Annotated in this window: 15 protein-coding genes and 1 other RNA gene; 5 read left to right on the forward strand and 11 right to left on the reverse strand. The window is 65.7% G+C overall.

The window, feature by feature from the left end:
* Window positions 1–18: 18 nt before the first annotated feature.
* Complete coding sequence (locus tag A7X65_RS23475) at window positions 19–372, reverse strand: YciI family protein (RefSeq protein ID WP_063689355.1); 354 nt, start codon at window positions 370–372, stop codon at window positions 19–21.
* Window positions 373–522: 150 nt separating this feature from the next.
* On the opposite strand from A7X65_RS23475, the gene rnpB reads away from it, so the two are divergent.
* Window positions 523–949: RNase P RNA component class A (gene rnpB / locus A7X65_RS23480), an RNA gene on the forward strand.
* 55 nt (window positions 950–1,004) lie between these two features.
* Here rnpB and A7X65_RS23485 read toward each other — a convergent pair.
* Together A7X65_RS23485 and A7X65_RS23490 are read right to left on the reverse strand one after the other, a co-directional pair.
* A complete protein-coding gene (locus A7X65_RS23485; RefSeq protein WP_063690747.1) occupies window positions 1,005–1,718 on the reverse strand; it encodes an alpha/beta fold hydrolase in 714 nt (237 codons plus the stop codon).
* Window positions 1,719–1,793: 75 nt separating this feature from the next.
* Entirely contained in the window at window positions 1,794–2,252 is a 459-nt protein-coding gene (locus A7X65_RS23490) for a DUF983 domain-containing protein (RefSeq protein WP_082885028.1), read from the reverse strand.
* 49 nt (window positions 2,253–2,301) lie between these two features.
* Between A7X65_RS23490 and A7X65_RS23495 the strand changes: the two genes are divergently transcribed.
* Entirely contained in the window at window positions 2,302–3,672 is a 1,371-nt protein-coding gene (locus tag A7X65_RS23495; RefSeq protein WP_063689360.1) for an aminotransferase-like domain-containing protein, read from the forward strand.
* 4 nt (window positions 3,673–3,676) lie between these two features.
* Here the strand turns inward: A7X65_RS23495 and A7X65_RS23500 are convergent, their stop codons facing one another.
* A complete protein-coding gene (locus tag A7X65_RS23500; RefSeq protein WP_063690748.1) occupies window positions 3,677–3,943 on the reverse strand; it encodes a hypothetical protein in 267 nt (88 codons plus the stop codon).
* Window positions 3,944–4,182: 239 nt separating this feature from the next.
* Here A7X65_RS23500 and A7X65_RS23505 point away from each other — a divergent pair, with 239 nt between their 5' ends.
* Window positions 4,183–4,926 (forward strand): sulfite exporter TauE/SafE family protein, encoded by a 744-nt coding sequence (locus tag A7X65_RS23505; RefSeq protein ID WP_063689362.1) that lies wholly within the window; start codon window positions 4,183–4,185, stop codon window positions 4,924–4,926.
* A 43-nt stretch (window positions 4,927–4,969) separates the two neighbouring features.
* Here A7X65_RS23505 and A7X65_RS23510 read toward each other — a convergent pair whose 3' ends face one another.
* From A7X65_RS23510 to A7X65_RS23525, 5 genes are all read right to left on the reverse strand, one after another.
* Entirely contained in the window at window positions 4,970–6,376 is a 1,407-nt protein-coding gene (locus A7X65_RS23510) for an MATE family efflux transporter (RefSeq protein WP_063689364.1), read from the reverse strand.
* 78 nt (window positions 6,377–6,454) lie between these two features.
* Window positions 6,455–6,673 (reverse strand): hypothetical protein, encoded by a 219-nt coding sequence (locus A7X65_RS41955; RefSeq protein WP_156527986.1) that lies wholly within the window; start codon window positions 6,671–6,673, stop codon window positions 6,455–6,457.
* 8 nt (window positions 6,674–6,681) lie between these two features.
* Complete coding sequence (locus A7X65_RS23515; protein WP_063690749.1) at window positions 6,682–8,481, reverse strand: ABC transporter ATP-binding protein; 1,800 nt, start codon at window positions 8,479–8,481, stop codon at window positions 6,682–6,684.
* Window positions 8,482–8,988: 507 nt separating this feature from the next.
* Complete coding sequence (locus A7X65_RS23520) at window positions 8,989–10,572, reverse strand: DHA2 family efflux MFS transporter permease subunit (RefSeq protein WP_063689367.1); 1,584 nt, start codon at window positions 10,570–10,572, stop codon at window positions 8,989–8,991.
* 29 nt (window positions 10,573–10,601) lie between these two features.
* Window positions 10,602–11,912 (reverse strand): HlyD family secretion protein, encoded by a 1,311-nt coding sequence (locus tag A7X65_RS23525; protein WP_063689369.1) that lies wholly within the window; start codon window positions 11,910–11,912, stop codon window positions 10,602–10,604.
* 194 nt (window positions 11,913–12,106) lie between these two features.
* On the opposite strand from A7X65_RS23525, the gene A7X65_RS23530 reads away from it, so the two are divergent.
* Window positions 12,107–12,742, forward strand: a complete 636-nt coding sequence (locus tag A7X65_RS23530) for a TetR/AcrR family transcriptional regulator (protein WP_063689372.1) — start codon at window positions 12,107–12,109, stop codon at window positions 12,740–12,742.
* A gap of 43 nt (window positions 12,743–12,785) precedes the next feature.
* On the forward strand, window positions 12,786–13,127 hold the full coding sequence (locus tag A7X65_RS23535) for a DUF6665 family protein (RefSeq protein ID WP_063689374.1): 342 nt from the start codon (window positions 12,786–12,788) through the stop codon (window positions 13,125–13,127).
* A 107-nt stretch (window positions 13,128–13,234) separates the two neighbouring features.
* Here A7X65_RS23535 and A7X65_RS23540 read toward each other — a convergent pair whose 3' ends face one another.
* A complete protein-coding gene (locus A7X65_RS23540) occupies window positions 13,235–14,440 on the reverse strand; it encodes an extensin-like domain-containing protein (protein WP_063689377.1) in 1,206 nt (401 codons plus the stop codon).
* A gap of 349 nt (window positions 14,441–14,789) precedes the next feature.
* Window positions 14,790–15,122 carry a hypothetical protein gene (locus A7X65_RS23545; RefSeq protein ID WP_063689380.1) on the reverse strand — a complete coding sequence of 111 codons (333 nt, stop codon included), beginning with the start codon at window positions 15,120–15,122 and terminating at the stop codon, window positions 14,790–14,792.
* Between the last annotated feature and the right edge of the window lie 104 nt (window positions 15,123–15,226).

Genomic DNA, 15,226 nt, shown 5'->3' on the forward strand with positions numbered 1-15,226 from the left:
CGGTGCGCAGGCTGGCCATCATTTGTCGTAGACCCAGATCGGCCGCACCTCGATCGACCCGACGCGGGCGCTCGGAATTCGCGCGGCAATCTCGATCGCGGCGTCGAGATCCCTGGCTTCGATCAGATAGTAGCCACCGAGCTGCTCGCGCGTTTCCGCGAACGGACCGTCGGTCGTCAGCGTCTTGCCATCGCGCACGCGCACCGTGGTCGCGGTCGTGGTCGGGCGGAGCCGGTCACCGGCCTTGAAATTGCCGTTGCGGATGATGGATTGCGTAAAGGCTTCATATTCCGCCGACATCTTCTGGGTCGTCCCCGTGTCGATCTTCGCGTACTCGGCCTCGTTCTGGTAGATCATCAGCAGATATTGCATCGCTTCACTCCTGTTGTTCGGCTACCTCGCCGACATCCAGTCGAACGGGCCACGTTCCAAACGACATCTTCAGGATAATTTATTTCGAAGCGGGCGTGCAGGCGATCCCGGCTTGACGGAACCGTCACAAATGCTCCATGCGTAACCCCGTCAGTCGGCCGGACGGCCGCTCCGGCAGGTGCCGAAAGGCCGCCGGGGAGGAAAGTCCGGGCTCCCTTGACATGCGGTGCCGGATAACGTCCGGCGGGGGTGACCCCAGGGAAAGTGCCACAGAGAACGAACCGCCCCGCTTCGCCTTCGGGCTTCGCGGGGTAAGGGTGAAAAGGTGCGGTAAGAGCGCACCGCGGGTCCGGCAACGGAGCCGGCATGGTAAACCCCACCGGGAGCAAAACCGAATAGGGACGGCGTAGCGGGCTGTTCGCGCAAGCGATAACGCCGCGGGGCGATGTCAGGCCCGCCGTCCGGGTAGGTTGCTCGAGGCCATTTGCAAACATGGTCCCAGAGGAATGGCCGTCACGTATCGCTTGCGCAAGCAGGCGGTGCCCTACAGAACCCGGCTTACAGGCCGGCTGATATCTTGCAACGAGGGGTTCGATGCTAGCGCATCGGACCCCTCACCATTTGGGGCTGCTTTACGCGACGATCTCGTTCAACACACCCATCAACGCCTCCGGCGCGGTGACATTCGGCGCATGGCTCGCGTCGAGCTCGACATAGCGCCATCCCTCCTCGTTCTTCGTGCGCAACGCGAACTGCCCGAACACGTCGCCGGGCGGAATGCGCGTGCAATAGATGTAGCTCCGCGGCATCGCCGGCTCGCCATGCGCGAGCTTCAATCTCGTCTCGAAGCACTTGACCGGCATATTGACGCGGCGCGCATTGAGCCAGTCGAGATCGGCCTGCGGCGTATCCGGCGGCGGCGGGTTCGGCGGGATGCGATAGCCGTCGCCGGCGCTTGCGGCCTTGCGCATCGGCTCGCGGCCGGCTTCGTTGAGGTCGAACAGCGACTGGCCGTCGCGCGGCACGAAGGCGTCGAGATAGATCAGCTGCCTCACCCGCTCGCCGGCGCGGTCGGCAACCCCGGTCGCGACCATGCCGCCATAGCTGTGGCCGAGCAGCACGATATCGCGGAGGTCCTCGAAGGCGATGACGTTGAGAATGTCCTGGATATGCGTATCGAGGTCGATCGCGGGACTTGCGAGATGCGCGCGCTCGCCGAGGCCGGTGTAGGTCGGCGCCACCAGGCGGTGGCCGGCCTGCGCCATCAAGGGATGCATCTTCTTCCAGGCCCATCCGCCGGACCAGGCGCCATGACAGAGCAGGAAGGTCTTCGCGCGCACGGCCATCGGCATTTCCATCGTTCTTGCTTGTGCGATGGAGTGTAGCGGCCGGCCGCGCGCGATGTAAACGCTATGGCCGCTTCAGGCGGTCCGCGTGTTCGCTTTTGCGAGGACGAGCGCACCGGCTTCGCGCCGCAGCTTGCTCGCCTCGAAGCCGTGCATGCCGAGCTGCCATTGCAGGCCGACGATGGCGCCCTTGGTCGGTTGCAACAGCGCAAGCGAGGCGAACAGCGTCACCGGCAGCCACACAGCCAATTGCAGCCAGACCGGCGGCGCGTAGGCAGTCTCGATGGCGAGGATCGCCGGCACCACGATATGACCGACCACGACCATCACCAGATAGGCGGGGAAATCGTCGGCGCGCTGATGGAACAGCTCCTCGCCGCAATGATCGCAAGCGTCGGCGACCTTCAGGAAGCGCCCGAACATATGTCCTTCGCCGCAGTTCGGACACTTGCCGCGAAATCCGCGCCACATCGCCTTTCCCAGAGAAACTGAACCGGTCGTCATGACGACACCTCTTCCGTTTTGCTGATCCATACAATATTATCTTGCATCCATACATTCAAAGGATATGGGCCTAAATTGCATGGATTGGACTCCTACAATCTCGGAGCTATCAGGGCCACGCTACCAGCGCATCGTCGAGGCCATGGAGGCCGACATCGCCGCCGGCCGCCTGGTGCGCGGACAGCAATTGCCGACCCAGCGCGCGCTGGCAAAGGCGCTCGGCATCGACCTCACCACCGTGACGCGCGCCTACACCGAGGCGCGGCGGCGCGGCATCATGGAAGCGCGCGTCGGCCAGGGATCGTTCGTGTCGGAGACCAGCGCACGCCGCGCGGTCGATCTGCCGCATCCCGTCGCGATCGACCTGTCGATGAACGTGCCGCCACATCCGCTCGAAGCACAGCTCGACGAGCGCATCATCGCCGGGATGGAAGTCCTCCGCGCCCAATCGGGCCTGACCGCGTTCCTGAACTACCAGCCTCCCGGCGGCAGCGTGCATGAGCGCGAAGTCGCGGCGCGCTGGATGCGGTCGCGCGTGCCGCATGCGCATGCCGACAGGCTCGTGATCTTCCCGGGCGCGCAGACGATCCTGTTCAACCTGCTCGCGCACCTTGCGCGGCCCGGCGATGTCGTGCTGACCGAAGCCCTCACCTTCCCCGGCATCAAGGCAGCCGCGGCGCAGCTCGGCGTCAAGCTCATCAGTGTCGCCATGGACGACGGCGGCATCCTGCCCGATGCGCTGGCAAAGGCCTGCCGCACCCACAAGCCGAAGGCGGTCTATCTCATTCCGACGCTGCACAATCCGACCACGGCGACACTCTCTCCCGAGCGGCGCAGCGCGATCGCCAGCATTGTCCGCGACGCCGATACGATGCTGATCGAAGACGACGCCTACGGGCTGCTCGACCGCGCGGCCTCGCCGATCGCCAACCTCATCCCGGAACGGACATATCTGGCGACCACGCTGTCGAAGTGCATCGCGCCCGCACTGCGCGTCGCTTATCTCGTGACGCCCGACAACGCGGCACAACAGGAGATGCGCACGTCCCTGCAAGCGACGGTGCAGATGCCGGCGCCGCTCATGGTCGCGCTGGCGACGCATTGGATCGAGAGCGGCGTTGCCGACCGGATCATCACCGCCATTCGCAACGAGGCGGTTGGCCGCCAGCAGCTCGCGCAACGCGCGCTGAAAGGGTTTCAGTTCCTGGCCAAGCCCGCCGCCCATCATCTCTGGCTGCGGCTACCCGAAGGTCGCCCCGACGTCGCGGCCCATCTGCTGCGGAACGGTCTCGCCGTGGTCGCCGGCGACGCCTTCACCGTGGACGGAACACCGCCGCACGCGGCGCGGGTGTCGCTGGGCGCAGCGCGCAACAGGGCCGAGTTGACGGAGGCGCTGCGCATCCTCGTCGGCGCACTCCACAAGCCCGCCGATAGCAGGCAGATCGTCTAGACACTTATTGATATTGATGATGACGGCGGTGGCGCGGGCGAACGGCCGGCGCAACCGCCGCAGGATAAGCCGCATAGGCCTCGCTCGGGACCACTGCCTCGCCGCGGGCTGCGCGCCCCGCGGGCGTGAGCTGGCCGCCATTGAGCACGTCGCGATCGGGATGCGCGGCCTGATAGGCCGCAGGCTCGGAAAACTGCGCCTGCGCCAATGTCGGCGTCAGGGCGGCGGCGGACAGCAGCGCGGCCGCAACGGCAATATTCATGCGGGTCATGGTCATTTTCCATCTCGTTCGGGGAACAGGCCATTCAGGGCGCATATCGGCGTCGGGCGGGCCCCCAGATTGAAGTACGACCATCATGTAGGGGCGCCTTCCACGAACGCTCGTCCCCGGGCGCCCCGAGGGATCACGCTTGCGTGCGGTTTGGAAATTGACCTGCATGGCCGAAGGCGTGCTATGCGGGCAATGGCGATCAACAGTTCGGGATCGCCCATTGCGGCAGGAATAATTCGTTGGAAACGCTCACTTACGCGCTGCTGCTGTTCGGCGCATTGGCCGGCGGCTTCGTCTCGGGACTGGCGGGGTTCGGCACCGCGCTGATGGCGCTCGGGATATGGCTCTATGTGCTGCCGCCCTCGCTCGCGGTACCGCTGGTGTTGATCTGCTCGGTGATCGCGCAGACCTCGACGCTGCCGTCGATGTGGAAGAGCTTTGATCTCTCGCTGGTGTGGCCGTTCCTGATCGGAGGGTTGATCGGCGTGCCGCTCGGCACCATGATGGTCGCCTCCGCCGATCCAAAAGTGTTCAAGCTGAGCGTCGGCGTGCTGCTGCTGATCTTCTCGACGGCGCTCTATCTGAACAAGAGGCCGTTCGCCATCACGTTCGGCGGCCGGATCGCCGACGGCGCGATCGGTTTTGCCGGCGGCATCCTGGGCGGGCTCGCCGGATTGTCCGGCCCGCTGCCGATCCTCTGGGCCAACATCCGCGGCTGGAACAAGCATGAGCGGCGCGGCATCTTCCAGCTCTTCAATTTCACGGTGCTCGCCACCGCATTGGTGCTGCAGACGGCATCCGGCCTCGTCGCATTCAAGGTGGTCTGGCTGGCAGCCGTCGCCTTTCCCGGCACGCTCATCGGCGCCTGGGCCGGCGCACGCGTCTATCACGTGCTGAATGACAAGCATTTCGGCGATGTCGTACTAGGCCTGCTGTTTCTGTCGGGTCTCACACTCGTCTGGAATAGCATCGGCGCGCTATAGCCCCACGGCAAAGGCAAGAGCCGTGGGACGGAGGCGAGCCTAGCTACGCCGACGCGCGCGCAGGCGGCGTAACGGGCTCGGCTTCCACCGGCTCCGCCGCCTCGTGCCGCGGGACCGTCGGCAGCCGTTTCCTGAACTCGCGGCGCAGCAGCCACACGCTCAAGGCGGCCTGGAACGTGGTCGCCGCGACCGACAGGTACCAGACATACTCGATCCGGAAACCCGGACGGGTCGAGAGCAGGATCGCCGGCAGCGAATAAGTGAACACGCGCGTCGCCGAGCTCAGCAGCACCGGCCTGGTGTTGCCGAGGCCCTGGAACATGCTCGAGCAGGTGAAGATCAGCCCCTGCGCCACCATGTTGAACGAGATGATCCGCAGGAACAGGTGGGCGATCTCCATCGTCTCCTGGTCGTTGGAGAATCCGCCGAGCAGCAGATCCGGCTTCAACTGCGCGAGGGCCATGAAGCCGAGCATCACGATGGTCACGATCAGCGCCGATTTGACAAACGTGTCCCGCACGCGCGCGCCGTTGCCGGCGCCGAAATTCTGGCCGGCGATCGGCCCGGCCGCCAGCGCAACCGCCAGCGCCGGCATATGGATCAGGCCGAGCACCCGCTGGCCGATTCCGAATCCCGCCTGCGCCGCCGCGCCGAAGTCGCGCAGCACGTAATAGACCACGGCCATGAAGATGAACATCATCGCGAACTCGCCGCCGGCGGGCAGGCCGACATCGAGGATGCGCTTCAGATGACGCGGCTGCGGACGCCATTGCGCCGCATTGAAGGCGACGTAGCGCTCCACCTTGCGGAAATAGGCCAGCAATATCAGAACGCCGATGGCGACCGCGATCGAGCTCGCCAGTCCCGCGCCGGCGACGCCGAGCGCATAGCCCGTGCCCCAGCCCGAGATCAGCACCGGCGCCAGTGCGATGTTGATCGCGACCGCGAGCGTCTGCACCAGCATCACGGGGCGTACGATGCCGGTCGCGCGCAGCGCGGACCCGATCACCTGCGTCGCGAATTGCAGCGCCAGCGCGGGCATGAACCACAACAGGTAGATGGTCCCCGCCTCGACCGTGGCCTGGTCCGCCGCGACCGAATGCATGTAGGGTCGCGACAGCGTCGCGCCCATCGCCAGCGTCAGCAAGCCGAGCAGCACCGACAGCGCAATCGCCTGGTTGAAGATCAGGTTCGCATCGCCCCGGTCCTTGCGTCCCACGGCATGCGCGATCAGCGCCACCGTGCCGACGCCGAGCACCTGCATCAGCGCGTTGATGAGGAAGCCGGCATTGCCGGCCGCCGCGACGCCCGCCACCGCGGCATCGCCGAGACCCGACACGAAGTACAGATCGACCAGCTGGCAGACCATGATCGAGATCATCCCGACCATGATCGGCGGTGCCATGGCCAGGATGTGTCTCGCGATAGAGCCGTGTGTCAGGTCTTTCATGTCATTCCATCCTTGGCGACGTGGCTGTCAGGGCATTTGCCCGTCAGCCAGGCGCCACAACTGCCCTGTAACCGCTGCCTAGTCTTCGTCATCCCGCATCAGCAAATCGAGCCGTTCCGGCTTCAACTGCTTGAGCTTTCTCTCCATCTCGCGACTGTAACGGCGGTCGTTCGGCTCGACGCCGCGTTGGGCCTTGCGGCCATATTGCTGCGTGAACACGCACACGACCGCAGCTTCCAACGCACGCTTCTGATCGGCGTTGAGATGCCGTCGTGTTGGCCTGGCCACGTCAACCATATCGCCTCTCACTCCGCTGCCGCGATCCGCCCGAGCTCCACCACCTGGCGCTCGAACAGGCCGCGATAGATGCCGCCCGGCTTGCCCGCGAGCAGAGCATGCGTGCCTTGCTCGACGATCTCGCCGCGGTCGAACACCAGGATCCGGTCGAGGCTCCTCACCGTCGACAGCCGGTGCGCGATCACGATCGAGGTGCGCCCCTTCATCAGGCGTTCCATCGCCTGCTGGATCAGCGCCTCCGATTCCGAATCGAGGCTCGACGTCGCCTCGTCCAGGATCAGCACCGGCGCATCCGCCAGGAACGCGCGCGCCAGCGCCACGCGCTGCCGCTCACCGCCCGACAGCTTGACGCCGCGCTCGCCGACCAGCGTGCCGTAGCCCTTCGGCAGGCGCAGGATGAAGTCGTGCGCATTCGCCAGCCGCGCGGCCTGCTCGATCGCATCGAGACTGGCGCCGGGCCTGCCATAGGCGATGTTCTCGGCGAGCGTGCGGTGGAACAGGATCGGCTCCTGCTGCACGATCGCGATCTGGCTGCGCAGCGATTGCTGCGTCGCCTGCGCGATGTCCTGCCCGTCGATCAGCACGCGACCATCCGTGACGTCGTAGAGCCGCTGCACCAGCTTGACGAACGTGGTCTTGCCGGAGCCGGAGCGGCCGACGAGGCCGACGCGTTCGCCGGCGCGGATCCTGACCGACAGGCCGTCGTATAGCGGCGCGCGATGGCCGCCATAGTGGAACGTGACGTCGTCGAACACGATCTCGCCGCCCTCGATCGCGATCGGCCGCGCACCCGCGGTGTCCGCAATCCCGATCGGCTCGTCATGGATCGCCACCAGTTCCTCCATGTCGTTGACCGAGCGCTGAAGGTTGTTGATGTGCATGCCGACGTCGCGCAAATAGGCGTGGATGACGTAGTAGCTCGTCAGCACATAGGTGACGTCGCCGGGCGAGGCGTGCCCGTACATCCACAGCAGCACCGAGCCGCCGATCACCGACGCGCGCAGGCACAGCAGCAGCGAGAGCTGCGCCATGGCCGTGTAGTTGTAGCGGAACCAGGTGCGACGCACGCGCGTGCGCCAGCGGTTGATGACGCGGCCGAGCCGCGCATCCTCGCGCAGCTCGGCGCCAAAGGATTTCACTACCGCATTGCAGGTCAGCGAATCCGCCAGCGTGCCGCCGACCTTGGTGTCCCAGGCGTTGGAGACGCGGGCGGCCGGCGCGATGTAGCGCGTCGAGAACAGCACCGTCATCGTGACATAGGCGAGCGCGCCGAGCGCGATCACCGCGCCGAGCGAGGCCCAGTGCACGCCGAGCAGGATCATCGAGCCGATCAGCACGACCAGCGACGGCAGCAACGCCAGCAGGATGGTGTCGTTGAGCAGGTCGAGCGCCCACATGCCGCGCGTGATCTTGCGCACGGTCGAGCCGGCAAAGGAATTGGCGTGCCAGTCGGTCGAGAAGCGCTGCACGCGCGTGAAGGCATCCTGCGCGATCTCGGACATCAGCTTCAGCGTAAACGGCACGATCGCCTGCAGGCCGGCAAGCCGCAGCACCATCGAGGCCGCGCCAAGCGCCACGATGGCGCCGAACGCGACCAATGCGGCGTGGCGCGCATCGGGATCTGAGGGCCCGCGCGTCAGCGCATCGACGAGCTGGCCCGAGAATACCGGCATGAACAGGTCGGCGGCGGTCGCCCCCAGCAGGCCGGTGACGATGGCGAGCGTCCGCCCCGGCTGCTTCAACCAGTGCCGGAACACGAAGGGCAGCACCACGCGGATCGCCGCGGGCTTCTTTGACAGAGCGGTCATGGCATCGTCCGGCCGCTTTGCGCGAGCCGGCTCCATCGATGGACGCGAATCGGCCGCGAGGGGCCAGGACGGCGTCACTTGAGACTGATTTAGACTTGGGAAGCGGAGCGATCGGGAGACAAAACCCAATCGAAGCTGGCGGAAGAGGCCTCTAGCAGGCCGCGTACATACCGAGCCAGGTGAGCATCGAGCGCGGGCGTACGATCTGCGACTGCGACGAAATCATGCAAATCTCTCCCCGGTTCGATGAAATGAGGCGCGATTTATAGATGTGTCGTTTCCGCTTTGCAACGGGACTTCCGCGAGATCACGGATGAGTGTTGCAATTTGGTTCGGGGGTGGCACCTCACACTCCGCCATCATTCCCCGAGAAGGCGGGGAATCCAGTACGCCGCGGCGGATGTGGTGAGAGCGAGCTCTCCAACATCGGCCTCTGGAATACTGGATCGCCCGCCCCAGTGCGCAACAGCGCACAAGGCGGGCGATGACACCGAGACTATTGCTGCGTCAATGCGCGTCGCCGCCGCCGGTCATCGCGGCCGGCTTGTTCAGCAGCGTCACCAGCAGGCTGAGGCCGAGATAGAACACCGTCAGCACGAAGAAGGCATCGCCAAAGCTCATCACCACGGCCTGGCGGTGCACGATCTGGCTGAGCTGCTTCATCGCCATCAGCGTGGAATCGCCGAGCCCCTGGAATTTCTGCTGGAGCATGGTCAGCGTTTCGGTCGCGGTGGCATTGCCCCAGGTCACGCGTTCCTGCAGGCGCGTGATGTGCAGATCGGTGCGGTCGTTGAGCACGGTGTTGATGACGGCAAGGCCGACGGCGCCGCCGAGATTGCGCATCAGGTTGAACAGGCCGCTCGCGTTCTTCACCCTCTCGGGGGCCAGCGTGCCGAGCGCGATGTTGTTGGTCGGCACCATCGCGAACATCATGCCGATGCCGCGCAGGATCTGCGGCACCAGCAGCTCGACGAAATCGTAGTCGCGCGTCATCCAGGTCATCTGGTAGGAGCCGATCGCGAACACGACGAGGCCGAAGGCGATCATGTAGCGCATGTCGACCTTGACCATGAGCCGGCCGACCAGCGGCGCGACCAGGAACATGGTGATGCCCGAGACGAACATCGTCTCGCCGATCATCAGAGCACTGTAGCCGCGCACCTCGGCGAGATAGCGCGGATAGATGTAGGTCAGGCCATAGAGGCCGATGCCGATGCAGAATTGCAGCAGGCAGCCAATGGCGAAGTTGCGGTTGGAGAAGGTGCGCAAGTTCACGATCGGCTCGGCCGCCGTGAAGACGCGCCAGAAGAAGGCGATCGCCGAGATCGCGCAGATCCAGGCGCAGATCGCCACCGAAGTGTCCTGCATCCATTCGTGCTGAGGCCCCTCCTCAAGCACATATTCCAGCGTGCCGAGGAAGCCGGCCATGAACAGCAGGCCCCACCAGTCGAAGCGGTCGAGCAGCTCGAAATGCGGCTCGTCGAAATCGACCAGCGCCAGCACGCCGACGGTGATGCCGATGCCGGGCACGACGTTGATGAAGAACAGCCAGTTCCACGACATCAGATCGGTGATGTAGCCGCCGACGGTCGGGCCGATGGTCGGGGCCAGCGTCGCGACGAGGCCAATGATGGGGCCGACGATGTGAAATTTCGTGCGCGGAAACACGGTGTAGGCCGAGGCGAACACGGTCGGGATCATGCCGGCGCCGAGAAAGCCCTGCAGCGCGCGCCACAGGATCATCTCCTCGATGGTGGTGGCGAAGCCGCAGAGCAGGCTCGATGCGGTGAAGCCGGCCGCGGAGATCGCAAACAGCAGCCGTGTACCGAAGGCGCGCGACAGGAAGCCCGACAGCGGGATCGCGATCACCTCGGCGATCAGGTACGCGGTCTGGACCCAGGCGACTTCGCTGGAGCTTGCCGACAGGCCGGCCTGGATCTCGCTGAGGGACGCCGAGACGATCTGGATGTCCAGGATCGACATGAACATCCCGAACACCATGATGATGAACGCGAACAACCGCTTCGGCGCGATGCGCTCCGAAGCGGGGTCCGCCATCATGGCGGGTGAAGCAGTCGTTGCGTTGGCCATGGCCCGACCTCGCAGTGCCCGATGCGTGCTTACTGCGGATGGATCGCGGTGGGATCGTCGAGATCGACCTCGCTGTCGGCGTCGGCCGCGCCCTTGTTGGTGTCGACCGTGGCGTAGACCGACATGCCGGCGCGGAGCAGGTTCTGCTTCGCGACCGACTTCGGCACGCGGATGCGGACCGGCACGCGCTGCACGATCTTGGTGAAGTTGCCGGTGGCGTTGTCGGGCGGCAGCAGCGTGAACACCGAGCCCGCGCCCGCCGCGATGCTGTCGACCACGCCGGAGAACTTGCGCATGCCGTAGGCGTCGACCTTGATCGTCACCGGCTGGCCGGGACGGATGCGCTTGAGCTGGGTTTCCTTGAAATTGGCGTCGATGAAGACGTCGTCGAGCGGCACGACATTGCCGAGGCGCTGACCGACCGCGACGAAATCGCCGGCATTGACCAGGCGGTTGGAGAACGTGCCGTTGACCGGCGCGCGCACCGCGGTGAAGGCGAGATCGCGTTCGGCCTTGGCGAGCGCGGTCTTGAGCTCGGCGAGCTGCGCCTGCGCTTCGGCCTGCTGCGCCTTGGCGACATCCACATTGCTGACCGCGACGTCGTAGGCGGCCTGCGCGGCCTTCACGGCAGCGGCGCCCTGGTCGCGCCCGGCTTCCGAACTCTCGAAGGTGGCGCGCGAGGCAAAGCCCTTGCTGCTCAGCGCCTGCTGGCGCTCATAGTCGAGATCGGCGCGCTTGAGGCCGGCTTCGGCGGAGACGAGCTGCGCCTTGGCCTGCGCGACCTGGCTGTCGAGCGCGGCGACCTGGCGGCCGATGCGGTCGATGGTCGCCTGCTGGGTTGCGATCTTGGTCGCCGCGGCGTCGACCGCGATCTTGTAGTCGCCGTCGTCGATGCGGAGGATGATGTCGCCGGCGCGCACAATGGTGTTGTCGCCGGCAAGGATCGAGGAGATGTGGCCGGCAACGCGCGCGCCGAGCATGGTGTTGTTGGCGCGGACATAAGCGTCGTCGGTCGAGATGTAGAAGCGGCCGACCAGCGTGTAATAGCCGGCATAGCCCGCGGCCGCGAGCGCCAGCACGAGACCGACGCCCATCAGGACGAATTTGCGCTTGCCGGATTTCGGCGCGCCGGCGGCGGGCGCGTCCGGCGCAGCGGCCGGCTTGTCGGTCACGGGCTTCTCCGGGGCCTCGCTGCGGCGCTTGGTTTCCTCGGCCACGTGCGAGCGCAGCTGCTCGGCAAGGACCGCCGATGACTCGGGCGCGGCCCCATCGTTCGCCGATGCCGTCTCCACCGTGTCCTGGCGAATGACGCGCGCCGCCTGGTCTCTCGATACGGCCATAAAGGCCTCCCCAAAAAAAGCACGATCAAGGGCGGCCGTCCTGCGGCCGGGTCCTCTCGCTCATCCCAAATATCATTGACCGAACGGTTCGGTCAATATACATAATGTTCCCAGGCGACCCTAGGGACCCGAATCCTTTATTCAGGTTTCATCGTCCGAGCCCCGACCCAAAAACCTGCCGAGACCCTGAACCAATGGTTGTAGCTGAGCGCGAACATCCGCACGTCATCCAGGAGGAGGACAGCTCCAAGCGCCGCCAGATCCTCGACGGCGCCCGCAAGGTGTTCATGGATCTCGGCTTTGACGGCGCCAGCATGGGCGAGATCGCCCGCTCCGCGCAGGTGTCCAAGGGCACGCTCTACGTCTACTTCGCCGACAAATGCGCGCTGTTCGAAGCGATCCTCGAGCAGGAGGCGCTCCAGCACGGCCAGGTCGTGTTCAATTTCGATCCCGCGCGCGATGCCGAGACCACGCTGAAGGATTTCGGCCAGGCCTATATCCACCTGCTCTGCCGGCCCGGCGGCGGATCGGCGATCCGTACCGTGATGGCGATCGCCGAGCGCATGCCCGATGTCGGCCGCCGCTATTATGCGCGGGTGCTGGACAAGACCATCAACCGCCTCTCCGATTATCTCGGGATCCACGTCGCCTCCGGCGATCTCAGGATCGACGATTGCGACCTGGCGGCGTCGCAGTTCATGGAACTGTGCAAGGCCTCGCTGTTCCTGCCCTTCGTCTTCCAGGCCGCGCCCGCGCCGTCGGAAGAGCGCATGACCGAAGTGGTCGACAGCGCCACGCGGATGTTCCTGGCGGCGTACCGGGCGAAGTAGCGCCGCGCGTTGCGCGTGCCGGTCCGGCGGCTATATTCGGGCCATGTCCCGTGATCTTCGCCCGCCTGTCGATATCCTCCATTACGAGATCGTCCAGGAGCAGGCCTCCGCACTCGGGCGGATGGGCCGCACGCTCGAAGAGGCGCTCGCGCGCTTGCGCGAGTTCGACACCGCTCACGCGGCGACGGGGACGCCGGCCTCGATGCAGCCGGCGCGGCGCAAGCTGGTGCTGGAAGCCGGCCAGGCACTCTGGATGTTCGTGGTGCAACGCGAGGCGTCCGGCCTGCGGGACAGCCGCCACATCATGCGCACCTACAACGTCCCGGGCGAGGTGCAGCTCTGCATGGGGCTGATCCCGGCATCGGCGAAGCCGGCCTCGAGGTGATTCAAGCGCTTTCGTGACGCGGCGGTAGCCCGCATGAGCGCAGCGACATGCGGGAGCACTGCCCCGGGTATCGCTGCGCTCATCCGGGCGACAGGAGACGCGACGCGCTAATCGTCGGCGTACTCGTCTTCCTCGCGCTTGCGCGTCGTGCTCTTGCTCGCGCCGAGCGAGCCGGTCACGTAAGGGTCTTTCGAGTTCGCATAGGGATTGCGCCGCTGCGCGCGCCCGGCAACCTCTTCGCCCGACACGGCGGCGGGCTGGCAGATCAGGCGGCGGCTGGCGCGGCGCATCAGATCGACGTGGATGTGATCGTAGTGATAGACGTTCGATCCCGGCGCCAGCACCGTGGTGAAATGCGCGCACGCGCCCGACTGAACGTCGCGCAAAAAGCCCTGCTCTTCCGGCATGCCGCGCCAGCCGTCCTTCACGGTGACGCGGCGGCCGTCGGCGAGCACGAAGGCGGAGATGTCGAGCGCATTGCCGAAGGCGTGCTCGGAGATGTGGGAGTGCGGATTGCCGTTCATGCCGCGGCAGGAATAGGCGGAGATCTGCTTGATCTCGGCGACGCGGGCGCCGAACCAGCGCATCGCCGACGGCTGCACGGTGTCGGCGAGCCAGCGGTCGAGCTCGGACACGATCGGACAGGCGAGCGTCGCGGTCGGCTTGATCGTGACGGGGCCGACGGCGGCGACGGGATTGCCCTGCGGCGGACCGAGACGCGGCAGCGGCTGCTGCGCGGGTGCTTGCGAATAAGGCGCCGCCGATCGCGCGGGATAGCTCGGTGCATTCATGTAGCGCGCGGCACCCGCGGCATCGGTGCCCTCGGGCGGCAGATCGATCTCGTCTTCCTGCGGCGCGACGCCGGGTGCGTTCAGCGACATCGGCCCGGAGGACGCACCATAGCCGGACGGCTGGCGCACCGCGCTCTCGGGATAGTTCGATCGCTGCGGATAGGACGATGCCGGATAAGTCTGACCTTGCTGATAGTTCGACTGCGGCTGCACCGGCCAGCGCGGCTGGTTGCCGATGCTGCCGGGCGGGCGGATCGCCTCGTCGGCGAAACCATAGGTGCTGGAGGCCTCGCCGAGCGCGGCGACCTTCAGCGGATACTCGGCGCCGCACATGCCGGGCCCCGAGATCGGATCGATGCGGACGATGTCCGCGCTCTCTTTGACGGCGCCCGATTTCAGGCACGCCGCTTCGGCCTCGGCCCGCCATGGTTCACGTTCGGCCTGGAAGAAGCCGCGTCCGCAACCCGCTAGCGAAACAAGGACGATGGAGCCGACGAGATACAAACGAACTCCGCGCGTCATGCACGCACGTTCGGTGAATTTACTTAAAGACTCTTCAACACGTTGATTTCAGTGTTCTTTAACCATACCGGCCCGAGCCGCGCCGGCAGCGCACAAACACGAGCGACAGCAGGGCTGACTTTTTCGAAGAGAGACTTTCTGTTAACCATAAGCCATGCGCGCGGGGCGGCGCGCATGGAGGGAACGACCTCATGACCTTCGCCGGGAGACTGAGCGTAGTCACCGCGTACCTCGCCATGGCCTTCGTCGGCGCCATCGTGCTCGGCATGATCTAGAGATTGCATAGACGGCACCGCGGGCTTGCCCGGCTGAGCGCATCGCGCAGCCGCTGTGTGTCACTGCGTGCCCATCAGAAATTCGAGCATTCCGAACCCGTGATGCCGCCGATCTTGAAGTCGCGGCACATCATGCCGGGATTGTCAGGATCGGGATAGCGATCGTCCTTCTCGCGACGCGTGCGGCTGAAGCGCCAGCCGCGCGACAGCATGCAGCGCTTGTAGCGTGCCGATGTCGCCGTGCCGTTCTGCGGTGCGCCAACCTGAGCATCGCAGAAAGCGCTGTCGACATGCAGCACATCGTCGCCGCGCTGCTGCTTCAGCACATTAATCCAGATGTCGGTGTCGGCGTGGACAGGGATCGCGCTGCCGATCAGCAGCGCGGCGATGAGGCTGATGCGTTTCATGCCGGCTCTCCTTGCCCATCGGTCGCGTGCAAGGCAGAAGCAGGTTCGGTGCAGGACGGTTACAAATTGGACAGGGGATGACGCTTCCACCCTCCCCCTCCAGG

This window comes from Bradyrhizobium stylosanthis, assembly GCF_001641335.1.
In the GTDB taxonomy this organism is placed as follows: Bacteria; Pseudomonadota; Alphaproteobacteria; order Rhizobiales; family Xanthobacteraceae; genus Bradyrhizobium; species Bradyrhizobium stylosanthis.

Bases quoted from the DNA above. Each gene is read 5' to 3' on its own strand.
- A7X65_RS23475 (WP_063689355.1), bottom strand. From the start codon at position 372: ATGCAATATCTGCTGATGATCTACCAGAACGAGGCCGAGTACGCGAAG.
- A7X65_RS23485 (WP_063690747.1), bottom strand. From the start codon at position 1,718: ATGGCCGTGCGCGCGAAGACCTTCCTGCTCTGTCATGGCGCCTGGTCC.
- A7X65_RS23490 (WP_082885028.1), bottom strand. From the start codon at position 2,252: ATGGATCAGCAAAACGGAAGAGGTGTCGTCATGACGACCGGTTCAGTT.
- A7X65_RS23495 (WP_063689360.1), top strand. From the start codon at position 2,302: ATGGATTGGACTCCTACAATCTCGGAGCTATCAGGGCCACGCTACCAG.
- A7X65_RS23500 (WP_063690748.1), bottom strand. From the start codon at position 3,943: ATGACCCGCATGAATATTGCCGTTGCGGCCGCGCTGCTGTCCGCCGCC.
- A7X65_RS23510 (WP_063689364.1), bottom strand. From the start codon at position 6,376: ATGAAAGACCTGACACACGGCTCTATCGCGAGACACATCCTGGCCATG.
- A7X65_RS41955 (WP_156527986.1), bottom strand. From the start codon at position 6,673: ATGGTTGACGTGGCCAGGCCAACACGACGGCATCTCAACGCCGATCAG.
- A7X65_RS23515 (WP_063690749.1), bottom strand. From the start codon at position 8,481: ATGACCGCTCTGTCAAAGAAGCCCGCGGCGATCCGCGTGGTGCTGCCC.
- A7X65_RS23520 (WP_063689367.1), bottom strand. From the start codon at position 10,572: ATGGCCAACGCAACGACTGCTTCACCCGCCATGATGGCGGACCCCGCT.
- A7X65_RS23525 (WP_063689369.1), bottom strand. From the start codon at position 11,912: ATGGCCGTATCGAGAGACCAGGCGGCGCGCGTCATTCGCCAGGACACG.
- A7X65_RS23530 (WP_063689372.1), top strand. From the start codon at position 12,107: ATGGTTGTAGCTGAGCGCGAACATCCGCACGTCATCCAGGAGGAGGAC.
- A7X65_RS23535 (WP_063689374.1), top strand. From the start codon at position 12,786: ATGTCCCGTGATCTTCGCCCGCCTGTCGATATCCTCCATTACGAGATC.
- A7X65_RS23540 (WP_063689377.1), bottom strand. From the start codon at position 14,440: ATGACGCGCGGAGTTCGTTTGTATCTCGTCGGCTCCATCGTCCTTGTT.
- A7X65_RS23545 (WP_063689380.1), bottom strand. From the start codon at position 15,122: ATGAAACGCATCAGCCTCATCGCCGCGCTGCTGATCGGCAGCGCGATC.